Annotated in this window: 16 protein-coding genes; 8 read left to right on the top strand and 8 right to left on the bottom strand. The window is 67.5% G+C overall.

Going from position 1 to position 18,205, the window contains the following annotated elements; translation table 11 throughout:
• Positions 1 to 9: 9 nt before the first annotated feature.
• The 4 genes from cysD (at position 10) to C3E99_RS07440 (ending at position 4,918) form a co-directional block, all read left to right on the top strand.
• On the top strand, positions 10 to 915 hold the full coding sequence (gene cysD / locus C3E99_RS07425) for a sulfate adenylyltransferase subunit CysD (RefSeq protein WP_067109884.1): 906 nt from the start codon (positions 10 to 12) through the stop codon (positions 913 to 915).
• Positions 916 to 1,054: 139 nt separating this feature from the next.
• Positions 1,055 to 2,956, top strand: a complete 1,902-nt coding sequence (gene cysN, locus C3E99_RS07430) for a sulfate adenylyltransferase subunit CysN (RefSeq protein WP_076075499.1) — start codon at positions 1,055 to 1,057, stop codon at positions 2,954 to 2,956.
• Positions 2,953 to 3,708, top strand: a complete 756-nt coding sequence (locus C3E99_RS07435; protein WP_076075497.1) for a 3'(2'),5'-bisphosphate nucleotidase CysQ — start codon at positions 2,953 to 2,955, stop codon at positions 3,706 to 3,708. Before cysN ends, C3E99_RS07435 begins: the two co-directional genes overlap by 4 nt.
• Before the next feature lie 73 nt (positions 3,709 to 3,781).
• Positions 3,782 to 4,918: a zinc-binding dehydrogenase gene (locus C3E99_RS07440; protein ID WP_076075494.1), complete on the top strand. Its 1,137-nt coding sequence runs from the start codon at positions 3,782 to 3,784 to the stop codon at positions 4,916 to 4,918.
• Positions 4,919 to 5,040: 122 nt separating this feature from the next.
• Here C3E99_RS07440 and C3E99_RS07445 read toward each other — a convergent pair whose 3' ends face one another.
• From C3E99_RS07445 to C3E99_RS07460, 4 genes are all read right to left on the bottom strand, one after another.
• Positions 5,041 to 6,192 (bottom strand): cell wall hydrolase, encoded by a 1,152-nt coding sequence (locus C3E99_RS07445; RefSeq protein WP_104959639.1) that lies wholly within the window; start codon positions 6,190 to 6,192, stop codon positions 5,041 to 5,043.
• 10 nt (positions 6,193 to 6,202) lie between these two features.
• Positions 6,203 to 7,123 (bottom strand): cysteine synthase A, encoded by a 921-nt coding sequence (cysK, locus tag C3E99_RS07450; RefSeq protein WP_076075488.1) that lies wholly within the window; start codon positions 7,121 to 7,123, stop codon positions 6,203 to 6,205.
• Positions 7,120 to 7,794 (bottom strand): RBBP9/YdeN family alpha/beta hydrolase, encoded by a 675-nt coding sequence (locus C3E99_RS07455; protein WP_076075486.1) that lies wholly within the window; start codon positions 7,792 to 7,794, stop codon positions 7,120 to 7,122. Before C3E99_RS07455 ends, cysK begins: the two co-directional genes overlap by 4 nt.
• 124 nt (positions 7,795 to 7,918) lie before the next feature.
• Entirely contained in the window at positions 7,919 to 9,235 is a 1,317-nt protein-coding gene (locus C3E99_RS07460) for an MFS transporter (protein ID WP_083675089.1), read from the bottom strand.
• A 127-nt stretch (positions 9,236 to 9,362) separates the two neighbouring features.
• Here C3E99_RS07460 and C3E99_RS07465 point away from each other — a divergent pair, with 127 nt between their 5' ends.
• Complete coding sequence (locus tag C3E99_RS07465) at positions 9,363 to 11,123, top strand: DUF885 domain-containing protein (RefSeq protein ID WP_234002639.1); 1,761 nt, start codon at positions 9,363 to 9,365, stop codon at positions 11,121 to 11,123.
• 351 nt (positions 11,124 to 11,474) lie between these two features.
• Here the strand turns inward: C3E99_RS07465 and C3E99_RS07470 are convergent, their stop codons facing one another.
• Entirely contained in the window at positions 11,475 to 12,776 is a 1,302-nt protein-coding gene (locus tag C3E99_RS07470; RefSeq protein WP_234002640.1) for an RsmB/NOP family class I SAM-dependent RNA methyltransferase, read from the bottom strand.
• 61 nt (positions 12,777 to 12,837) lie between these two features.
• Between C3E99_RS07470 and C3E99_RS07475 the strand changes: the two genes are divergently transcribed.
• Positions 12,838 to 13,047 carry a DUF1674 domain-containing protein gene (locus C3E99_RS07475; protein ID WP_076075478.1) on the top strand — a complete coding sequence of 70 codons (210 nt, stop codon included), beginning with the start codon at positions 12,838 to 12,840 and terminating at the stop codon, positions 13,045 to 13,047.
• Positions 13,048 to 13,067: 20 nt separating this feature from the next.
• On the opposite strand, the gene C3E99_RS07480 is transcribed toward C3E99_RS07475, so the two are convergent.
• From C3E99_RS07480 to C3E99_RS07490, 3 genes are all read right to left on the bottom strand, one after another.
• The gene (locus tag C3E99_RS07480) at positions 13,068 to 13,622 is read right to left on the bottom strand and encodes a cytochrome b (protein ID WP_067113015.1); all 555 of its coding nucleotides are present in this window, start codon (positions 13,620 to 13,622) and stop codon (positions 13,068 to 13,070) included.
• Between the two features lie 13 nt (positions 13,623 to 13,635).
• Complete coding sequence (locus C3E99_RS07485; RefSeq protein WP_067113017.1) at positions 13,636 to 14,418, bottom strand: SapC family protein; 783 nt, start codon at positions 14,416 to 14,418, stop codon at positions 13,636 to 13,638.
• Positions 14,419 to 14,530: 112 nt separating this feature from the next.
• Positions 14,531 to 15,952 carry an FAD-binding oxidoreductase gene (locus C3E99_RS07490; RefSeq protein WP_076077851.1) on the bottom strand — a complete coding sequence of 474 codons (1,422 nt, stop codon included), beginning with the start codon at positions 15,950 to 15,952 and terminating at the stop codon, positions 14,531 to 14,533.
• A gap of 198 nt (positions 15,953 to 16,150) precedes the next feature.
• Here C3E99_RS07490 and C3E99_RS07495 point away from each other — a divergent pair, with 198 nt between their 5' ends.
• Both C3E99_RS07495 and C3E99_RS07500 read left to right on the top strand, forming a co-directional pair.
• A complete protein-coding gene (locus tag C3E99_RS07495) occupies positions 16,151 to 16,687 on the top strand; it encodes a hypothetical protein (RefSeq protein ID WP_104959641.1) in 537 nt (178 codons plus the stop codon).
• A 129-nt stretch (positions 16,688 to 16,816) separates the two neighbouring features.
• On the top strand, positions 16,817 to 18,202 hold the full coding sequence (locus C3E99_RS07500; protein WP_104959642.1) for a DEAD/DEAH box helicase: 1,386 nt from the start codon (positions 16,817 to 16,819) through the stop codon (positions 18,200 to 18,202).
• The last annotated feature ends 3 nt before the right edge of the window (positions 18,203 to 18,205 follow it).

Raw genomic sequence — 18,205 nt, forward strand, 5'->3', positions numbered from 1 at the left:
GGGCGGGGGATGATCGATACGCTGACCCATCTGGACCGTCTGGAGGCCGAGAGCATCCATATCCTGCGCGAGGTGATGGCGGACGCCGCCAGGCCGGTGATGCTCTATTCGGTGGGCAAGGATAGCGCGGTGATGCTGCATCTGGCGCGCAAGGCCTTTTATCCCTCGCCGCCGCCTTTCCCGCTGATGCATGTCGACACGACGTGGAAGTTCCGCGCGATGTACGAGCTGCGCGACCGCATGGCGGCCGAGAGCGGGATGGAACTGATCGTCTATCAGAACCCGGAGGCGAAGGCGCGCGGGATCAACCCGTTCGACCATGGCCCCCTCCACACCGATATGTGGAAGACCGAGGGCCTGAAGCAGGCGCTCGATCTCCACGGCTTCGACGTCGCCTTCGGTGGCGCGCGGCGCGACGAGGAAAAGAGCCGGGCGAAGGAGCGCATCTTCTCTTTCCGCACCGCAAGCCACGGCTGGGACCCGAAGCAGCAGCGCCCCGAGCTGTGGAACCTCTACAACGCCCGCAAGGCGAAAGGCGAAAGCATCCGCGTCTTCCCGATCTCGAACTGGACCGAGCTCGACATCTGGCAATATATCGCGCGCGAGAATATCCCGATCGTGCCGCTCTATTTCGCCGCGCCGCGCCCGACGGTGGAACGCGACGGCCTGTTGCTGATGGTCGACGACGACCGCTTCCCGCTGCGCGATGGCGAGGTGCCGGTCGAGCGCTCGGTGCGCTTCCGCACCCTCGGCTGCTATCCGCTGACCGGCGCGGTCGAAAGCGAGGCGGCGACGCTGTCCGCGGTGATCCAGGAAATGCTGCTGACCACCACCAGCGAACGGCAGGGCCGCATCATCGACAAGGACGGCGGCGACGCGTCGATGGAGAAGAAGAAGCAGGAGGGGTATTTCTGATGCTGCCCTTTCATTATTTCCCTCCGTCCGTTCGGGCTGAGCTTGTCGAAGCCCCGTCCTTTCTTTCGACGACAACAGAAAAGAACGGCCCTTCGACAAGCTCAGGGCAAACGGACTATTGTGTTCGGGGATTCGCGCAATGACCGACCCCGTCTACGTCACCGACGCCCTCATCGCCGAGGACATCGACGCCTATCTCGCGCAGCACGAGCGCAAGTCGCTGCTGCGCTTCATCACTTGCGGTTCGGTCGACGACGGCAAGTCGACGCTGATCGGGCGGCTGCTCTACGACAGCAAGATGATCTTCGAGGATCAGCTTGCCGCGCTCGAAGCCGACAGCCGGCGCGTCGGCACGCAGGGGCAGGAGATCGACTTCGCGCTGCTCGTCGACGGGCTCGCCGCCGAGCGCGAGCAGGGGATCACGATCGACGTCGCCTATCGCTTCTTCACCACCGAAAAGCGCAAGTTCATCGTCGCCGACACGCCGGGGCACGAACAATATACGCGCAACATGGTCACCGGCGCTTCTACCGCCGACCTCGCGGTCATCCTGATCGACGCGCGCAAGGGGGTGCTGACCCAGACGCGGCGGCACAGCTTCCTCGCGCATTTGCTCGGCATCCGGCACATCGTGCTCGCGGTGAACAAGATGGACCTCGTCGGCTACGACAAGGCGGTGTTCGACCGCATCGCGCTCGCCTATCGCGCCTTTGCGAGCGAGATCGGGATCACGAATTTCACCGCCATTCCGATCTCGGGGTTCAAGGGCGACAATATCACCGCGCTGTCGCCGAACACCCCGTGGTTCAAGGGGCCGGCGCTGATCGAACATCTGGAGAGCGTCGATGTCGGTGGTGCCGCCGACGAGGCGAAGCCGTTTCGCATGCCGGTGCAATGGGTGAACCGCCCCAACCTCGATTTCCGCGGCTTTTCGGGACAGATCGCGAGCGGTCGGGTGGCGCCGGGCGACGCGATCCGCATCCTGCCAGGCGGCAAGACCACGACGGTCAGTCGCATCGTCACGATGGACGGCGACCTTTCCGAAGCCGTCGCGGGCCAGTCGGTCACGCTGATGCTCGCCGACGAGATCGACTGTTCGCGCGGCGACGTGATCGCCGCCGCCGACGCGCCGCCCGAAGCCGCCGACCAGTTCGAGGCGACGCTCGTCTGGATGGCCGACGAGGCGATGATTCCCGGCCGCGCCTATTGGCTCAAGCTCGCGACGCAGAGCGTGTCGGCGACCGTGCAGGCGCCGAAGTACGAGATCAACGTCAACACGCTCGACCGCCTCGCGGCCAAGACGCTGGAGTTGAACGGCATCGGCGTCGTCGAAGTGTCGACCGACAGGCCGATCGTGTTCGAGGCTTATGCCGACAATCCCACGCTCGGCGGCTTCATCCTGATCGACAAGTTGACCAATGCGACGGTCGCGGCGGGGATGCTGCATTTCAGCCTGCGCCGCGCGCAGAACGTCCACTGGCAGGCGACCGACATCGATCGCGAGATGCGCGCCGACCTCAAGAATCAGCGGCCCGCACTGCTGTGGTTCACCGGCCTGTCGGGGTCGGGCAAGTCGACGATCGCCAATCTGGTCGAAAAGAAGCTGCACCGGATGAACCGCCACAGCTTCCTGCTCGACGGCGACAATGTCCGTCACGGGCTCAACAAGGACCTCGGCTTCACCGAGGCCGACCGGATCGAGAATATCCGTCGCGTCGGCGAGGTCGCGAAGCTGATGACCGACGCCGGGCTGATCGTCATCACCGCCTTCATCTCGCCGTTCCGGGCGGAGCGCGAGATGGTGCGCGCGATGCTGCCCGAGGGCGAGTTCATCGAGATCTTCATCGACACGCCGCTCGCCGAGGCCGAGAGGCGCGACGTCAAGGGCCTCTACAAGAAGGCGCGCGCCGGGCAGCTCAAGAATTTCACCGGTATCGACAGCCCCTATGAGGTTCCGCAAAACCCCGAAATCCGCATCGATACTACCGATATGACGCCCGAGCAGGCCGCCGAACTGATCGTCGAGCGGCTGCTGGGATGAGCGCGCCCGAAAGCGACGAGCAGCTGGCCGAACGGCTCGCGACGGCGGCGGGGCGCCTGCTCGACGAACTGCGCGCCGATAGTGGCCTCGAAGGCAAGGCGCTTGGCACGGAGGGCGATGCGCGTGCCAATGCGCTGCTGTGCCGCGAACTGCGGGCCGCGCGCCCCGACGACGCGCTGCTGTCCGAAGAGGAGAAGGACGACGCCGCGCGCCTCGCGCACCGCCGCGTCTGGATCGTCGATCCGCTCGACGGCACGCGCGAATATGGCGAGGGGCGCCGCGACTGGGCGGTGCATGTCGCGCTCGCGATCGACGGCGTGGCGCGCGTCGGCGCGGTGGCCTTGCCGGGGCAGGGGGTGACGCTGACGTCGGGCGCTCCCATCGCCCTGATCCCCGCCAACACGCCGCCGCGGATGCTCGTCAGCCGCACGCGGCCCGCCGCCGAAGCGGTGTTCGTCGCCGAGCGGCTCGGCGCCGAACTCGTCGCGATGGGATCGGCGGGCGCCAAGGCGATGGCGGTAGTGCAGGGTCAGGCCGATATCTACCTCCACACCGGCGGCCAGTATGAATGGGACAATTGCGCCCCCGCCGCGGTCGCCGCCGCCGCCGGGCTGCACGTCAGCCGCGTCGACGGGTCGCCGATCCGCTACAACAATCCCGATCCCTATCTGCCCGACCTGCTGATCTGCCGGAAGGAACTCGCCGACGCGGTGCTGCGACTGGCAGCGGCATATCGACCCGCGCAGGGGTGAGGTCGCCATTGCCAGCCGGCACGCGCTCGCCTAGATCGGTTGCATCGAGAAACTGAAAACCGGGAGATATGCGATGACCGACCTGCCAGCCACCAACCTCGTCATGCTGACGCTGGTCAAGCCCGAGGGCGAACTCGAGGTCTTCTTCGAGCGGCGTCCGATGCCCGAACCCAAAGCGCACGAGGTATTGGTGAAAGTGCTGGCGACGCCGATCAATCCGTCGGACCTCGGCCTGCTGTTCGGCGGGGCCGACATGACGACGGCACGCGCCGCGACCCGCGACGGCCTGCCGGTCGTCACCGCCGACATTCCGCCGCAGGGGATGCGTGCAATGGCGAGCCGCGTCGGCGACGCGCTGCCGATCGGCAACGAAGGCTGCGGCCTTGTGGTCAAGGCCGGCGATTCGCCGGAGGCGCAGGCGCTGCTCGGCCGGACGGTGGCCTTGCTCGGCGGCGAGATGTACGCCGAATATCGCTGCCTGCCCGTCCAGATGTGCATGCCGCTGCCCGACGGGACCGATCCGAAGGACGGCGCCTCCTGCTTCGTCAACCCGCTGACCAGCCTCGCCTTCACGGAGACGATGCGGATGGAGGGGCACAGCGCGATCGTCCACACCGCGGCGGCGTCGAACCTGGGCCAGATGCTGGTGAAGATCTGCGCGAAGGACGGCATTCCGCTCGTCAACATCGTGCGCAGCGCCGCGCAGGTCGAAATCCTGAAGGGGCTGGGCGCGAAGCATATCGTCAACAGCAGCGACGATGATTTCATGGACCGGCTGATCGCCGCGATCACCGAGACGGGCGCGACGCTCGGCTTCGACGCGATCGGCGGCGGCAAGCTGGCGGGACAGATATTGTCGGCGATGGAGGCCGCGGCGGTGAAGCGGATGACCAATTACAGCCGCTATGGCTCCGACAGCTTCAAGCAGGTCTATATCTATGGCGGGCTCGACATGGGGCCGACCGTGCTCAACCGCAGCTTCGGTTTTTCCTGGTCGCTCTCGGGCTTCCTGCTCACCCCCTTCATGCAAAAGGCCGGTGCCGAGGTCGTCGGCCGCATGCGCCAGCGCGTCGCGGACGAACTGACCACGACCTTCAAGAGCCACTACAGCCACGACATCTCGCTGGTCGATACGCTGTCGCTCGATGCGGTCGCCGCCTATAACGCCAAGCGGACGGGCGAGAAATATCTGATCCGTCCGCACGGCTGATCCGGGGCGGGCATGAACCCGCTCGTCATTGCGAGCGGCGAAGCCGCGTGGCAATCCGGAGCTTGTGGCAACCGCTCTGGATTGCTTCGTTCCGCTCGCAATGACGATGGAACGGAGTCGCCTTACCGCTTCATGCACTGGCGCTTGTCGTCGCGCTTGTATTCGGTGCAGTTCCACAGCGCCTTCTCGAACGCCGCCTTGTCGTCGCGCAGATAGGAAAAGCTCATCGCCGCGCGTTGGATTTCGCTCATCGCGTCGGAATCGGGCTTCAGCACCGGGTTGGTCCAGCCCATGAACTTGCAATAGGGCCGGTCGCCGCACAGCCGCAGCGCCGTGGCCACGAAGCTTTCGGGCGCGGCGCGGTGGTCGAGTTGGACATAGAGGGCGTCGCGCCCCGCGCCGCCGCCGGAACCCGGAACGATCCGCGTCTCGCCGATCTCGGCCTTGGCATCGACGCCCGCCAGTTCGACCGGCGCGGTCAGCGCCGCCGCATGGAACGGGGACAGCGCCGCAAGCTTGGCGACCGGGCCGTCGCTTCCCGCGACGGCGCCGCGAAAGGCGCCGGGCGTGCCCCAATAGCCCGGCCAGCGGAAGAACAGATGCGTATCGACGACCGCGATCTTCTCGAGGCTGTCGCTCCAATAGGGGCGGACCCAGTCGGTATGATAATGGGTGGCGAGCCCGACCTCGGGGTCGGTCGATCCCGACAGCATCCGGTCGGCGAGCGCGCGGGCGCGCGTCCACGCCGCATCGGAATAGCGGCGGTCGAGCGCCCCGTCGCAGGTGAAGGTGAACTGGCATCCGGTCGCCCGCTCCGACCCCTGGAACACGACGCCGCAGATCGACTTGGGAAAGGCGGGGTGGCGGACGCGGTTGATCACGACCTGTCCGACCGCGCGCTGGCCCTTGGCATCGTCGCCAGCCTCGTAGAGCATCGCCGAGGCAAGGCAATCGCGCGCGCGGGCGCGATTGTCGCCGTTGCCGGGATAGACGAAGGGTCGCGCCGCGACGAAACCCTTCTTCACCAGCGGGATATGGGCGTTTTCGGTGCGTGCATCATCCTCGGTGAGGGGAGCGAGTTCGGTCGGCAGCACCGCGGGCACGACGTCGGGCGGCGGCGCGACGGGGTGCGGCCGGACGGCGGCGTCCGCGCCCGGCCCACGCCCGCTGGCATGGAGGACGGCGACGATCGCGATCGCCGCCAGCAGGACGAACAGCCATCCCGCGCCGTCGCGCCGCAAGGCCGGCGGATCGCGCTCGTCGCTGCCCGGCATGGCGGTGATCCTAGATTTCGGGCAGGAAATCGGGGACCGACAGATAGCGCTCGCCGGTGTCGTAGTTGAAACCGAGAATGCGCGCGCCCGCGGGCAGGTCGGGAAGCTTCTGGTGGATCGCGGCGAGCGTCGCGCCCGAGGAGATGCCGACGAGCAGGCCTTCCTCCGCCGCGGAGCGGAGCGCCCATTGCTTGGCATCCCCCGCATCGACCTGGATCACGCCGTCGAGCAGGTCGGTGTGCAGGTTGCGCGGGATGAAGCCGGCACCGAGGCCCTGGATCGGATGCGGACCCGGCTGGCCGCCCGAAATGACGGGCGACGCGGTCGGTTCGACCGCGAACACCTTCAGATCCGGCCAATGCTGTTTCAGCAGCTGGGCGCAGCCGGTGATGTGGCCGCCGGTGCCGACGCCGGTGATCAGCACGTCGATCGGCGAATCGGCGAAATCGGTCAGGATTTCCTGCGCCGTCGTGCGAAGGTGAACCTCGACGTTGGCGTCGTTCTCGAACTGCTGGGGCATCCAGGCGCCGGGGGTCGTCTCGACCAGTTCGATCGCGCGTTCGATCGCGCCCTTCATGCCCTTTTCGCGCGGCGTCAGGTCGAAGGTCGCGCCATAGGCGAGCATCAGGCGCCGCCGCTCGATCGACATGCTTTCGGGCATGACGAGGATCAGCTTGTAGCCCTTGACCGCGGCGGCCATCGCCAGGCCGATGCCGGTGTTGCCCGACGTCGGCTCGACGATGGTGCCGCCTTGCTTCAGGCTGCCGTCACGCTCGGCCGCCTCGATCATCGCCAGCCCGATACGATCCTTGATCGACCCGCCGGGATTGCTGCGTTCCGACTTGATCCACACCTCCGCGTCGGGAAACAGTTTCGCGACGCGGATGTGCGGCGTGTTGCCGATGGTTTCGAGGATCGAATTGGCTTTCATCGTCTGTGTGCACTTTCCCTATGTTCGAAGCGGGGATCGCGACGGACCCGGTTCGGCCAGTCTCCCGAGCGGATCCAAAGCCTTTCGTCGGCCAGCGCGGGCGTCGGCGCAGGTTGTAACGAGGCCAGCAGATACTGTCCATAAGGCCAGTCCCCGAGCCCCGAGTCGGCATTGAGGTGACCGAAGGGACCGGCGTTGACGAAGCGCGCGTCCCATTGCCGCGACAGGCGCCACACATGGGCGGTCTTCGCATAGGGATCGTTGTCGCTGGCGACGACGGTCATCGGGACGCGCGAGGTGAAGGCGGGCGCATCGGCGAAGCCGGTCAGGCCGTGATCGTTCCGCAGGCGCGACAGGTCGGGCGGGGCGACGAGCAGCGCCCCTGCCAGCCGCGCGCGGGCCAGTCCGCCGGCGGCGGCGAACCAGTGGGCGAAGGCATGGCAACCCAGGCTGTGCGCGGCGACCAGGATCGGTTCGTCGTCGGTGGCATCGGCGATCGCATGGTCGATCCGCTCGACCCATTCGTCCTTGTCCGGGGCATCCCAGCGGCCGAGGTCGATGCGCTCGCAGCGGGAGAATTTGCGCTCCCACAGGCTCTGCCAATGGGTGGGCCCGCTGTTGTTGAGGCCGGGGATGGTCAGGATCCGGTAGCGGATGGTGGCATTGTGCATGGCGGTTTCTCCATCGAGGGAAGAGGAAGCCGCGGTGACGGGTGCGCTCACCATAATTCAACCAAATAAATAGACAATAGCTTTTGGACGGGGCGAGGGCCTTTTGCGACCAGCGGTGACGCGCTCAGCGCGCCGCCGGTTCGAACTGCGGCTTGAAGGTGCGCGCGTGGCGCAGTTCGGGGAACAGCCAGGCCCAGATCGCGGTGACGCCGATCGCCGCCGCGCCGCCGACGACGACCGCGCCGATCGGGCCGAGCACCGCGGCCATCGCGCCCGCGCGCATCTCTCCAAGCTCGTTCGACGCCGAAATGGCGAGGCCCGACACGGCGCTCACGCGGCCGCGCATATGGTCGGGGGTGTTGAGCTGGATCAGCGTGCCGCGCACGAAGACCGAGAACATGTCCGCCGCGCCCATGACGATCAGCAGCAGCATCGAGAGCGCGAAGTTGGTCGACAGGCCGAACGCCACGGTGCCGGCGCCGAACACCGCGACCGCCCACAGCATCTTGACCCCGACGTTGCGCTCGATCGGCCGGATCGCGAGCCCCAGCGCGACGATCGCCGCCCCGATCGCGGGCGCGGCGCGCAGGAAGCCCAGCCCCTCCGACCCGGCGTGCAGGATGTCGCGGGCATAGACGGGCAGCATCGCGGTGGCGCCTGACAGGATCACCGCGAACAGGTCGAGGGTGATCGTGCCGAGCAGGAAGCGCTCCTTCCAGGTGAATTGCAGCCCGTCGACCATCTCGCGCAGCGGGTGGCCGCGCACCTCGGCGGGCGGCGGCAGCACGGGGCGCACCCGGCCGAGGGTGAGCGCCGACAGCGCGAGCAGCACCGCCGCGAAGACATAGACCGAGGCCGGATGCGCGGCATAGATCAGCCCGCCCGCGGCGGGGCCGACGACCGCGGCCGACTGCCAGGCGATACTGCTCATCGCGATGGCGCGCGGCAGCACCTCGATGGGGACGATATTGGGCGCGATCGCCGACATCGCCGGGCCGGAGAAGACGCGCGCCACGCCGTGCAGCGCGGCGAGCGCGAACAGCAGCGGCAGCGTCAGCCCTCCGGTCCAGGTGAACCAGCCGAGCGTCGCGGCGATGCCGATGTCGATCAGGTTGGAAAAGATCGCGACGCTGCGCCGCTCGAACCGGTCGGCCGCCCAGCCCGCGACCGGGGTCAGAATCGCCAGCGGCACGAACTGCACCAGTCCCAGCAGGCCGAGCTGGAACGACGCCTCGCGGATCGACATGCCGTAATCGGTGCGCGCGGTATCGTAGAGCTGATAGCCGATGACCACCACCATCGCCATCGTCGCCATCACCGCGGTGAAGCGCGCGAACCAGTAATATCGGTAATCGGCATAGCGCAGCGGGGAAGGGGCTTTGGCCGCGGCATCCCCCGGCAGCACGGGCTCTTCGTCGGGCGGTGGTGGGATGGTGGCCATGGTCCCGCTCCTAGCCCGGCAATCCCGGCTGTCCAGAGGCGCGATGCTGTCGTTCGTCGATTATCGGGTGCCACGCGCGGGGGCGGATGCCAGAAGAGGCGCCATCGGAAAACAGGGAGATACCCGCATGAAACCCAGATTTGCCCACCTCGGCGGGGCCGCGATGGCGGCCGCGCTCCTCGTCCTGACCGCCTGCAACGCGTCGGGCGACGCATCGGGCGGCGCATCGGGCGACGGGGCCGCCTCGACGCAGCAGGCGAAGAACTGGACCGAGTTCCGCGACAATTTCCTCGCCGGCTATTTCCCGCTCAATCCGAACTTCGCGGTCTATCAGGGCAAGCATGAATATGACGGGCAACTGCCCGACTGGTCGCCCGAAGGCATCCAGAAGCAGATCGCCTATCTCGAAAAGACGATCGCCGACGCCAGGGCGTTCGACGCGCAGATGACCGATGCCGAGAAATTCGAGCGCGACTATCTGGTCCATGTGGCCGAGGGGCAACTCTTCTTCCTGAAGGACGCGGACTTCCCGCACCGGAACCCGGCCTTCTACGTCGGCTCGCTCGACCCCAACGTCTATGTCTCGCGCCCCTATGCCGACGCTGCGACGCGGATGAAGGCGTTCATCGCCTATGCGCAGAAGGTCCCGGCCGCCGCGGAGCAGATCAAGGCGAACCTGACGCTTCCGCTGCCCGCGACCTTCGTCAAGTTCGGCACGGCGGGCTTCGGCGGCTTTGCCGACTATTATACCGGCGACGCCAAGAAGGCCTTTGCAGAGGTCAAGGACCCCGAACTCCAGAAGCAGTTCGACGACGCGGCGGCAAAGGCGGCGGCGGCGATGAAGGACCTTGCGGCCTATGTCGGCTCGAAGCCCGGCACCGCCGACGGCTGGGCGCTGGGGCCTGACCGGTTCGCGAAGATGCTGCTCGCCAACGAGGGGGTCGACACGCCGCTCGACGAACTCGAACGCATCGGCCAGGCCGACCTCAAGCGCAACCAGGACGCGCTCAAGGCCGCCTGCGCGACCTATGCCGCGGGCATGACGATCGCCGACTGCATGAAGAAGATGAACGCGGACAAGCCCGCCGACGGTCCGGTCGCCGAGGCGCGGCGGCAACTGCCCGCCCTGCGCGCCTTCCTCGTCGAAAAGGACCTCGTCACGATCCCCGGCACCGAACAGGCGCAGGTCGAGGAATCGCCGCCCTATAACCGGCAGAACAGCGCCTATATCGACATCCCCGGGCCGTATGAGAAAGGCCTGCCGTCGGTCTATTACATCTCGCCGCCCGACCCCGCGTGGGACAAGCAGACGCAGATGGATTTCGTGCCGGGCCGCAAGGACCTGATGTTCACCTCGGTCCACGAGGTGTGGCCGGGCCATTTCCTCAACTTCCTCCACTCGAACCGCGCCGAGAGCATCTTCGGCAAGTTGTTCGTCGGCTATGCCTTCGCCGAGGGCTGGGCGCACTATACCGAGGAGATGATGTGGGATGCCGGGCTGGGGGACGGCGACCCCGAAACGCATATCGGCCAGCTTTCGAACGCGCTGCTGCGCGATTGCCGCTATCTTTCGGCGATCGGCCTGCACACCAAGGGCATGACCGTCGCCGACTCCGAAAAGCTGTTCAAGGAACAATGCTGGCAGGATGAGGGCAACGCCCGGCAACAGGCGGCGCGCGGCACCTATGACCCGCTCTACCTCAACTACACGATGGGCAAGCTGATGATCCGCAAGCTGCGCGAGGACTGGACAGCCAAGAACGGGGGGGCGGGCGACCGGACCAAATGGAAGGCCTTCCACGACCAGTTCCTGTCCTACGGCGGCCCCCCGATCCCGATGGTGCGTCAGGCGATGATGAAGGAAGACGCGCCGAAGGCGGTGTTCTAGAAAATTGTGCGTTAAATCTGCATCACCCTTTCTGCCGTTCGTGCTGAGCTTGTCGAAGCACTGTCCTTCTTCTTGCGGCGCCAGAAGAAAGAACGGCCCCCTTCGACTGCCTTGCAGGCGCTCAGGACAGGCTTCGACAAGCTCAGAGCTTGCCCCCGCGAAAGCGGGGGGCAAACGGTTCAGATTTAATGCTCGATGCTCTAAGCCTGCGGGGCTTGTGGTGGAAATTGGTGTCCCCGCGAAGGCGGGGACCCAGAGCGTGACGGAAGAGGCACGCCGATACGCTCTGGCCCCCCGCCTTCGCGGGAGCACCCGGCTTTCAGGGCATAGGCTGCACGCTGAACCCTGCCGTCAGCAGGATGGCGCCTCCAGCCGTGCGACGAAGAAACCGTCGAGACCGCCGCGGTCAGCGAGCATCGTCGGTAGCGTGCGGACGAAGCCCGACGCGTCGGGTTCGACGCCCGCCGGCAGTTCGTCGGCCGTCGCGGGCAGGACGACCCACCCCGGATGCTCGTCCAGAAAGGCGGCGATCCGCTCTTCGCCCTCGGCGCGTTCGAGCGAGCAGGTAGCATAGACGAGCCGCCCGCCGGGCCTGACCCACGCCGCGGCGCGGTCGAGCAGGTCGGCTTGCAGCGCCGCCATTTCGGTGATCTGCGCCGCCTCGACGCGGTGGAGCACGTCGGGGTGGCGCCGGAAGATGCCGGTCGCCGAGCAGGGGGCGTCGAGCAGCACCGCATCGGCGGGCTCGTCGGGTTGCCAGCGCCGGATGTCGCCCTGCACCACCTCGGCCTGCAAATTCGTCTTCGTCCGCGCGAGATTGGCCCGCAGCCGTTCGAGCCGCTTCGCGCTGGCATCGACCGCCACGACCTGCCACCCGGCGGCGGCGAATTGCATCGTCTTGCCGCCCGGCGCGGCGCACAGGTCGAGCACGCTTCGCCCTTCGCCGCGGCCGAGCAGGCGCGCCGGGATCGACGCCGCCAGATCCTGTACCCACCAGCCGCCTTCGCGATAGCCGGCGATCTCCTCGATCGCGCCGCCGCGCGGCAGGCGGCGATGCAGCGGCGCCAGCGCCAACGCCTCGGGCAGCGGTTCGGGCGGCTCGGCGGCGAAGCTCAGGTCGACGGGCGGTGGCGCGCTCCACGCGGCGGCGGCCGCCGCGACCATGTCCGTCCCCCATTGCTCGGCCCAGCGCGCGGCGGTGGCGGCGGGCAGGGCGGCATGGTCGGGCAGTTCCCATGCCTCTTTCTGCGCGCGCGACAGCAGCGCGTGGACCAGCCGCCGGGGCCCGCCCGCGACGAGCGGCAGCGCCGTCGCCACCACCGCATGGGCGGGGCTGCGCAGCACGAGCAACTGGGCCAGCGCGATCCGCAGCACCGCGCGCGCCTTGACGTCCTCGGGCAGCGGCTGTTCGGTGGCTCCGTCGATCAGCGTGTCGATGGCGGTCAGCCAGCGCAGCGCTTCCGACACGATCGCGATCGCAAAGGCGCGGTCGGGCGGCGTCAGGCCCTGTGTCGCGGCATGGGCGGCAAGATCGAGCGGCTCGCCGCGTCGCAGCACGGCGTCGAGCAGCCGCAGGGCCGCGCGGCGCGGCGCGGTGCCCGGCGGATCGCCCGCATCGGCACGGCCCCGCCTGCGATTGCGGGCATCAGCCACGGCGCGCTCCTTCCGTGCCATCGCGCTTGGCGGCGGCGCCAAGGCGGCCTATGGGATCGGCATGACCGATAGAGCGAAACAGGACATCATCGGCGGGACGCCGCGCGCGACCCGGCGTCCGGCCCATGTCAAGGCGCCGGCAGGCTGGACCGCCACGCCGGTTCCGGCCTCCGCGGCCGCCGCACCCGCCCCGGCGGAAAGCCAGCCGGGCGGCCGCGACCCGGTGCGCTATGGCGACTGGGAATATAAAGGACTGGCGATCGACTTCTGACGCGGGGGGAGCGGTGCCTGTCAAAAGGGATTCATCCGCGCGTTGACCCCCGACCGGTCGACGAACTGGTGCTTGAGCGCCGCCAGCACATGGACGATCACCAGCGCCAGCATCGTCAGGCCCAGCATTTCGTGCCGTTCGTGCATCGTGTCGGCGAGCGCCTTGCCCGGCGCGGCGATCGGGGGAAGGGTGAACAGGCCGAAGAAATCGATCGGCCGATCCGCCGCCGACATCCAGACCCAGCCCGACAGCGGCAACAGGATCAGCAGCGCATAGAAAAGGAAATGGACGATCCGGCTGAGCGGGCGCTGCCATGCCGGAACGCTTGCCGGAAGCGGCGGCGGCCGGTGTCCGAGCCGCCACGCGATCCGGATCAGGGTCAGCGCCAGCACCGTGACGCCCAGCGCCTTGTGGATCGCCATCGCTTCGCGGTGGGTTTCGCGCGGCAGGCCCTCGGTCAGCATCGCAAGGCCGATGTTGACGATGACCGCGGCGCCGATCAGCCAATGAAGCCAGATGGCCACCTTCGTGTAACGCGGGCTCGCGGTGGTTCCCGCCGTCGCGTCGGTGGCCATGGCTCGTTCTCCCTCAGGCGGTCGTCGGGGCGACCGTCACCGCCGGCATCTTGCCGGCCTTCACCTGTTCCGCAAAGATCTCGCGCATCAGTTGCAGCGAGAAGAGATGCGCGAAGATCAGCGCGAGGATGCCGTTCTGCATCATCTTGCGCAGCACATCGCCGCGCAGTTCGCGCAGCTTCGTTTCGTCGACCATCTTGAAGCCGCGATAGACGAAGGGCTGTTCATAGCCGTCGGCCTGGATGCTGACTTCGCCGTCCATCAGCAGGTCCGCCTTCTGCAGTTCCTCGACGAACTGGCCGGTGCGCTGGCCCGCTTCCTCGAAATTCTTGCAGAATTCGAGGATATTGTTGACCGCGTCCGACGGCTTGCCGTCGACGAACAGCACATCGCCCTCGTCGAACTTGCCGATCGCGCCCGAGGTCGGATCGAAGCAGAGCGAAAGCTCGTCGGTGTCGGGGCGCAGGCGGGCGAGCATGAAGGGATAACGGCGGATATAGGCCGGGACATAGACCGGATTGATCAGCTTGCCCTCTTCGCTGACGAAGGTGTTGATGCCCTCGTTGAGGCCCATCAGCGCGAGCGGAACCGGATTGTCGCCGGCCGAGAAGACGATCGGATAGTGGCGCGACGCGGAAACGAACTCGTCGGAGGTCAGCGGCACGGCGTGCTGGTTGATCAGGAAATCGGCGCTGTCGAGCGGGCGCGCATGGAAATCGGCGTGGTCGACGCTCGAAAGCGGCACCAGATCCTTGTAGAAGAGGGGCAGATTGGAAGCGGTCGGCGCCGTGGCCATCATGATTCTCCGAAACAGGTTTCCGCGTGGCGGAAGAAAGCGGTTTTCGCGCCTTATTGGGCCGCGCCGCGCCGCGCAAGAGGCCGATTGCCGCCGACGCGCGGTTTATGCGTCAGACGAGCTTGCCCGGGTTGAGGATGCCGAGCGGGTCGAGTCCCGCCTTGACCCCGCGCAGCGCCGCGAGCCGCGCCGGACTGTCGATTTCCGCCAGCATGGCGCGCTTCGCCTGCCCGATGCCGTGTTCGGCGGAGATCGAGCCGCCCAGTTCGACGACGTGGCGATAGACGAGCCGGCTGGCCGCCTCGCCATGTTCGGCGATCCATGCCTTGCCGTCGCAGCCAGCCGGCGGCTGGACATGGTGATGGACATTGCCGTCGCCGAGGTGGCCGAACGACAGCGCGCGCGCGCCGGGAAAGGCGGTGGACAGGCGCGCCGGATTGTCGGCGATGAAGGTCGGCATCAGGTCGACCGGCACGCTGATGTCGTGCTGGAGCGCGGGCCCCTCGGCGCGCTCCGCCTCCGAGATCGAATCGCGCAGGCGCCAGAAATCCTCGCTCTCGCGCTCGTTCTTGGCGATCGCGACATCGCGGACGAGCCCTTCGTCCAATGCCGGCGCCAGTTCGGCGAGCAGCGCCGCGTCGAGCGCTTCGGCATCGTCGCCCGCGAGTTCGATCAGCGCATACCAGGGGCAGGGCGCGGCGAGTGGCGCGCGCGTCTGCGGAATATGGCGCAGCACCGCGTCGAGGCACGTGTGCGGGACGATCTCGAACCCTTCGAGGGCGTCGCCCAGCGCCGCGTCGAGCCGCCGCAGCAGGACGAGTGCCTGGTCGGGCGATTCGAGCCCGATCCACGCGGTGGCGCGCGCGGCCGCGACGGGAACGAGGCGCAGGCAGGCCGCCGTCACGATTCCCAGCGTGCCCTCGGCGCCGCACAGCAGGTGGCGCAGGTCGTAACCGCGGTTGTCCTTCTTCAGCGGCGCCAGACCGTCGAGGATGCTACCGTCGGGCAGCACCGCCTCGATTCCCGCGACCAGCGCGCGCATCGTGCCGTGGCGCAGCACCTGCGTGCCGCCGGCGTTGGTCGAGACGAGCCCTCCGATCGTCGCCGACCCCTTGCCGCCGAGGGTCAGCGGAAAGCGCAGCCCGTGGGCGAGCACGGCATTGTGGAAATTCTCGAGCACCACGCCGGCCTCGACGACCGCCAGCCGTGCCGCCGCGTCGATGGCGCGGATGCGGTCGAGCCGCCGGGTGCTGAGCAGCAGCTGCGTGCCGGTCGCGTCGGGAGTTGCGCCGCCGACCATGCCGCTGTTGCCGCCTTGCGGCACGATCGCGGCACCGGCCTCGCCGCACAGCCGCACCGCCGCCGCCACCTCTTCGGTCGTGGCGGGCGACAGCATCGCCGCCGCGGCGCCGTGATATTTGCCGCGCCAGTCGGTCAGCCACGGCGCGAGAACCTCGGGATCGGTCATGAAGCCCTTGGGGCCCAGCAGCGCGGCAAGATCGGCAAGAAGCGAGGGAGAGGGTGGGCGTGTCATCGGGTCCCGGTCCGGCTTGCTGCCGCGCCTGCCCGCGCACGATTCCGCCTCGGGGCTCGACAGCAATTCATTTGATGTTCAATCATGGCGGTTAAAGGTGCAATGAACGATCGGCGGGGCGCCGTCCAGCTTGGGGGTGCGGGAGGCACTGGTGAAAAGCATTATGGGTCAGCACGGGGCAGGAGCGGTCGCAAGGCCGTGCTGACGTCCGCTGCCCTGCTGATGGCCGCCGCGGCGCCGGTGGCCAATGCCGCCAACGCCCCCACGGCCGCGCCGCCCGAGCCGCTGGTGTCGCTGGTGCCGCCGCCCGCCGAACCGCCCGCCGCGCCCTATTGGCAGGTGGTGATCGAGCAGGAACTGATCATCCGCGTGCCCGCGCGCCGCAGCCCGATCAACAATTTCGCCGCAGGCCCGATGCCGCAGCGATCGCCCCGCCCGACGACGATCGTGTGGAAAGAAAAGAAGGCGCCGAAATGCATTCCGATGCGGAATATCATGGGAATGCAGGCGGTCCAGCGTGACAGCATCGACCTGATTACGCGCCAGAACCAGCTCTTGCGCGCCCAGCTCAACCGCGGCTGCCGGGCGCTCGATTTCTATGCCGGCTTCTACATGCAGGGGAACAAGGACGGAAAGCTCTGCGAGGATCGCGACCAGATCCACGCCCGGACCGGCGCCAAGTGCGAGATCGACAAATTCCGGCTGCTCGTGCCCGTCCCGCGCGAGGAGGATTGATCGCGCCCGTCCCGCCGCATGGCTTTTTAACGGCATTCCTTGACTTTTACCGGCCTTTTGCCCAATGGCCGCGGCAGCGACGGCTGGCGTGGGACGCCGCGCTCGAACCTATCCGGACAGTTGACCTTTATGAAATTTGCCGACCTCGGCCTCTCCGATGAACTTTTGCGCGCTGTCACCGAAGCGGGCTATGACGAACCGACACCGATTCAGGCGGGAGCGATCCCGTCGGTCCTGATGATGCGCGACATGATCGGCATCGCCCAGACGGGGACCGGCAAGACCGCCTCTTTCGTGCTGCCGATGATCGACATCCTCGCGCAGGGCCGTGCCCGCGCGCTGATGCCGCGCTCGCTGATCCTCGAACCGACGCGCGAGCTTGCCGCGCAGGTGGCCGAGAATTTCGAGAATTACGGCCGGTATCACAAGCTTTCGATGGCGCTGCTGATCGGCGGCGTGCAGATGGGCGATCAGATCAAGGCGCTCGAAAAGGGCGTCGACGTGCTGATCGCGACGCCGGGCCGCCTGATGGACCTGTTCGAGCGCGGCAAGATCCTGCTCACCGGCTGCAACATGCTCGTTATCGACGAGGCGGACCGGATGCTCGACATGGGCTTCATCCCCGACATCGAGAATATCTGCACCAAGCTGCCGACGAATCGCCAGACCCTGCTCTTCTCCGCGACGATGCCGCCGCCGATCAAGAAGCTTGCCGACAAATTCCTGTCGAATCCCAAGACGATCGAGGTGGCGCGGCCCGCGAGCACCAACGTGAACATCGCCCAGTTCCTCGTCAAGACCAGCGAGCGCGCCAAGCGCGAGACGCTGCGCGACCTGATCGAGGAAGAGGGCGTCGCCACCGCGATCATCTTCTGCAACCGCAAGACGACGGTGCGCGAACTCGCCAAGTCGCTGAAGCGGCACCGCTATCGCGCGGGCGAGATTCACGGCGACATGGATCAGTCGAGCCGCATCGCCGAACTCGACCGCTTCAAGAACGGCGACATCAACATCCTCGTCGCGTCGGACGTCGCGGCGCGCGGGCTCGACGTCAAGGGCGTCAGCCACGTCTTCAACTTCGATGCGCCCTGGCATCCCGACGATTATGTCCACCGCATCGGCCGCACCGGCCGCGCCGGGGCGAAAGGCCGCGCCTTCACGCTGGTGACGCCGTCGGACGACGAGGCGATCGACAATATCCAGAAGCTGACCGGCTCGAAGATCGCGATCCTCGGACGCACCGAGAGCGCAGGCGAGCCCAAGGAAGAGGCGCGACCCGCGCGCGACGGCAAAAGACGTGAAGAGGGGCGCCGTGAAGAAGGGCGCCGCGAAGAGGAGCGCAAACCCCGGGCGAAGCGCAGCGAAGCGAAACCTAGGAGCGGCGACGGCCATGCCGCGAAGAAGGACGCAGGCCGCAAGCCCGCTCCCGCGGCGACTCGCCGCGACGACGATGGTCCCGACGATGGCTGGAACGGCCCGATGCCGGACTTTCTCTCGGTCGGCTTCGGCACCTGACGG

The sequence above is a fragment of the Sphingopyxis sp. MG genome, from assembly GCF_002953155.1.
In the GTDB taxonomy this organism is placed as follows: domain Bacteria; phylum Pseudomonadota; class Alphaproteobacteria; order Sphingomonadales; family Sphingomonadaceae; genus Sphingopyxis; species Sphingopyxis granuli.

What these genes read in the sequence shown, in the direction of transcription:
- cysD (WP_067109884.1), top strand. Translation starts at nt 10, where the DNA reads ATGATCGATACGCTGACCCATCTGGACCGTCTGGAGGCCGAGAGCATC.
- cysN (WP_076075499.1), top strand. Translation starts at nt 1,055, where the DNA reads ATGACCGACCCCGTCTACGTCACCGACGCCCTCATCGCCGAGGACATC.
- C3E99_RS07435 (WP_076075497.1), top strand. Translation starts at nt 2,953, where the DNA reads ATGAGCGCGCCCGAAAGCGACGAGCAGCTGGCCGAACGGCTCGCGACG.
- C3E99_RS07440 (WP_076075494.1), top strand. Translation starts at nt 3,782, where the DNA reads ATGACCGACCTGCCAGCCACCAACCTCGTCATGCTGACGCTGGTCAAG.
- C3E99_RS07445 (WP_104959639.1), bottom strand. Translation starts at nt 6,192, where the DNA reads ATGCCGGGCAGCGACGAGCGCGATCCGCCGGCCTTGCGGCGCGACGGC.
- cysK (WP_076075488.1), bottom strand. Translation starts at nt 7,123, where the DNA reads ATGAAAGCCAATTCGATCCTCGAAACCATCGGCAACACGCCGCACATC.
- C3E99_RS07455 (WP_076075486.1), bottom strand. Translation starts at nt 7,794, where the DNA reads ATGCACAATGCCACCATCCGCTACCGGATCCTGACCATCCCCGGCCTC.
- C3E99_RS07460 (WP_083675089.1), bottom strand. Translation starts at nt 9,235, where the DNA reads ATGGCCACCATCCCACCACCGCCCGACGAAGAGCCCGTGCTGCCGGGG.
- C3E99_RS07465 (WP_234002639.1), top strand. Translation starts at nt 9,363, where the DNA reads ATGAAACCCAGATTTGCCCACCTCGGCGGGGCCGCGATGGCGGCCGCG.
- C3E99_RS07475 (WP_076075478.1), top strand. Translation starts at nt 12,838, where the DNA reads ATGACCGATAGAGCGAAACAGGACATCATCGGCGGGACGCCGCGCGCG.
- C3E99_RS07480 (WP_067113015.1), bottom strand. Translation starts at nt 13,622, where the DNA reads ATGGCCACCGACGCGACGGCGGGAACCACCGCGAGCCCGCGTTACACG.
- C3E99_RS07485 (WP_067113017.1), bottom strand. Translation starts at nt 14,418, where the DNA reads ATGGCCACGGCGCCGACCGCTTCCAATCTGCCCCTCTTCTACAAGGAT.
- C3E99_RS07490 (WP_076077851.1), bottom strand. Translation starts at nt 15,952, where the DNA reads ATGACACGCCCACCCTCTCCCTCGCTTCTTGCCGATCTTGCCGCGCTG.
- C3E99_RS07500 (WP_104959642.1), top strand. Translation starts at nt 16,817, where the DNA reads ATGAAATTTGCCGACCTCGGCCTCTCCGATGAACTTTTGCGCGCTGTC.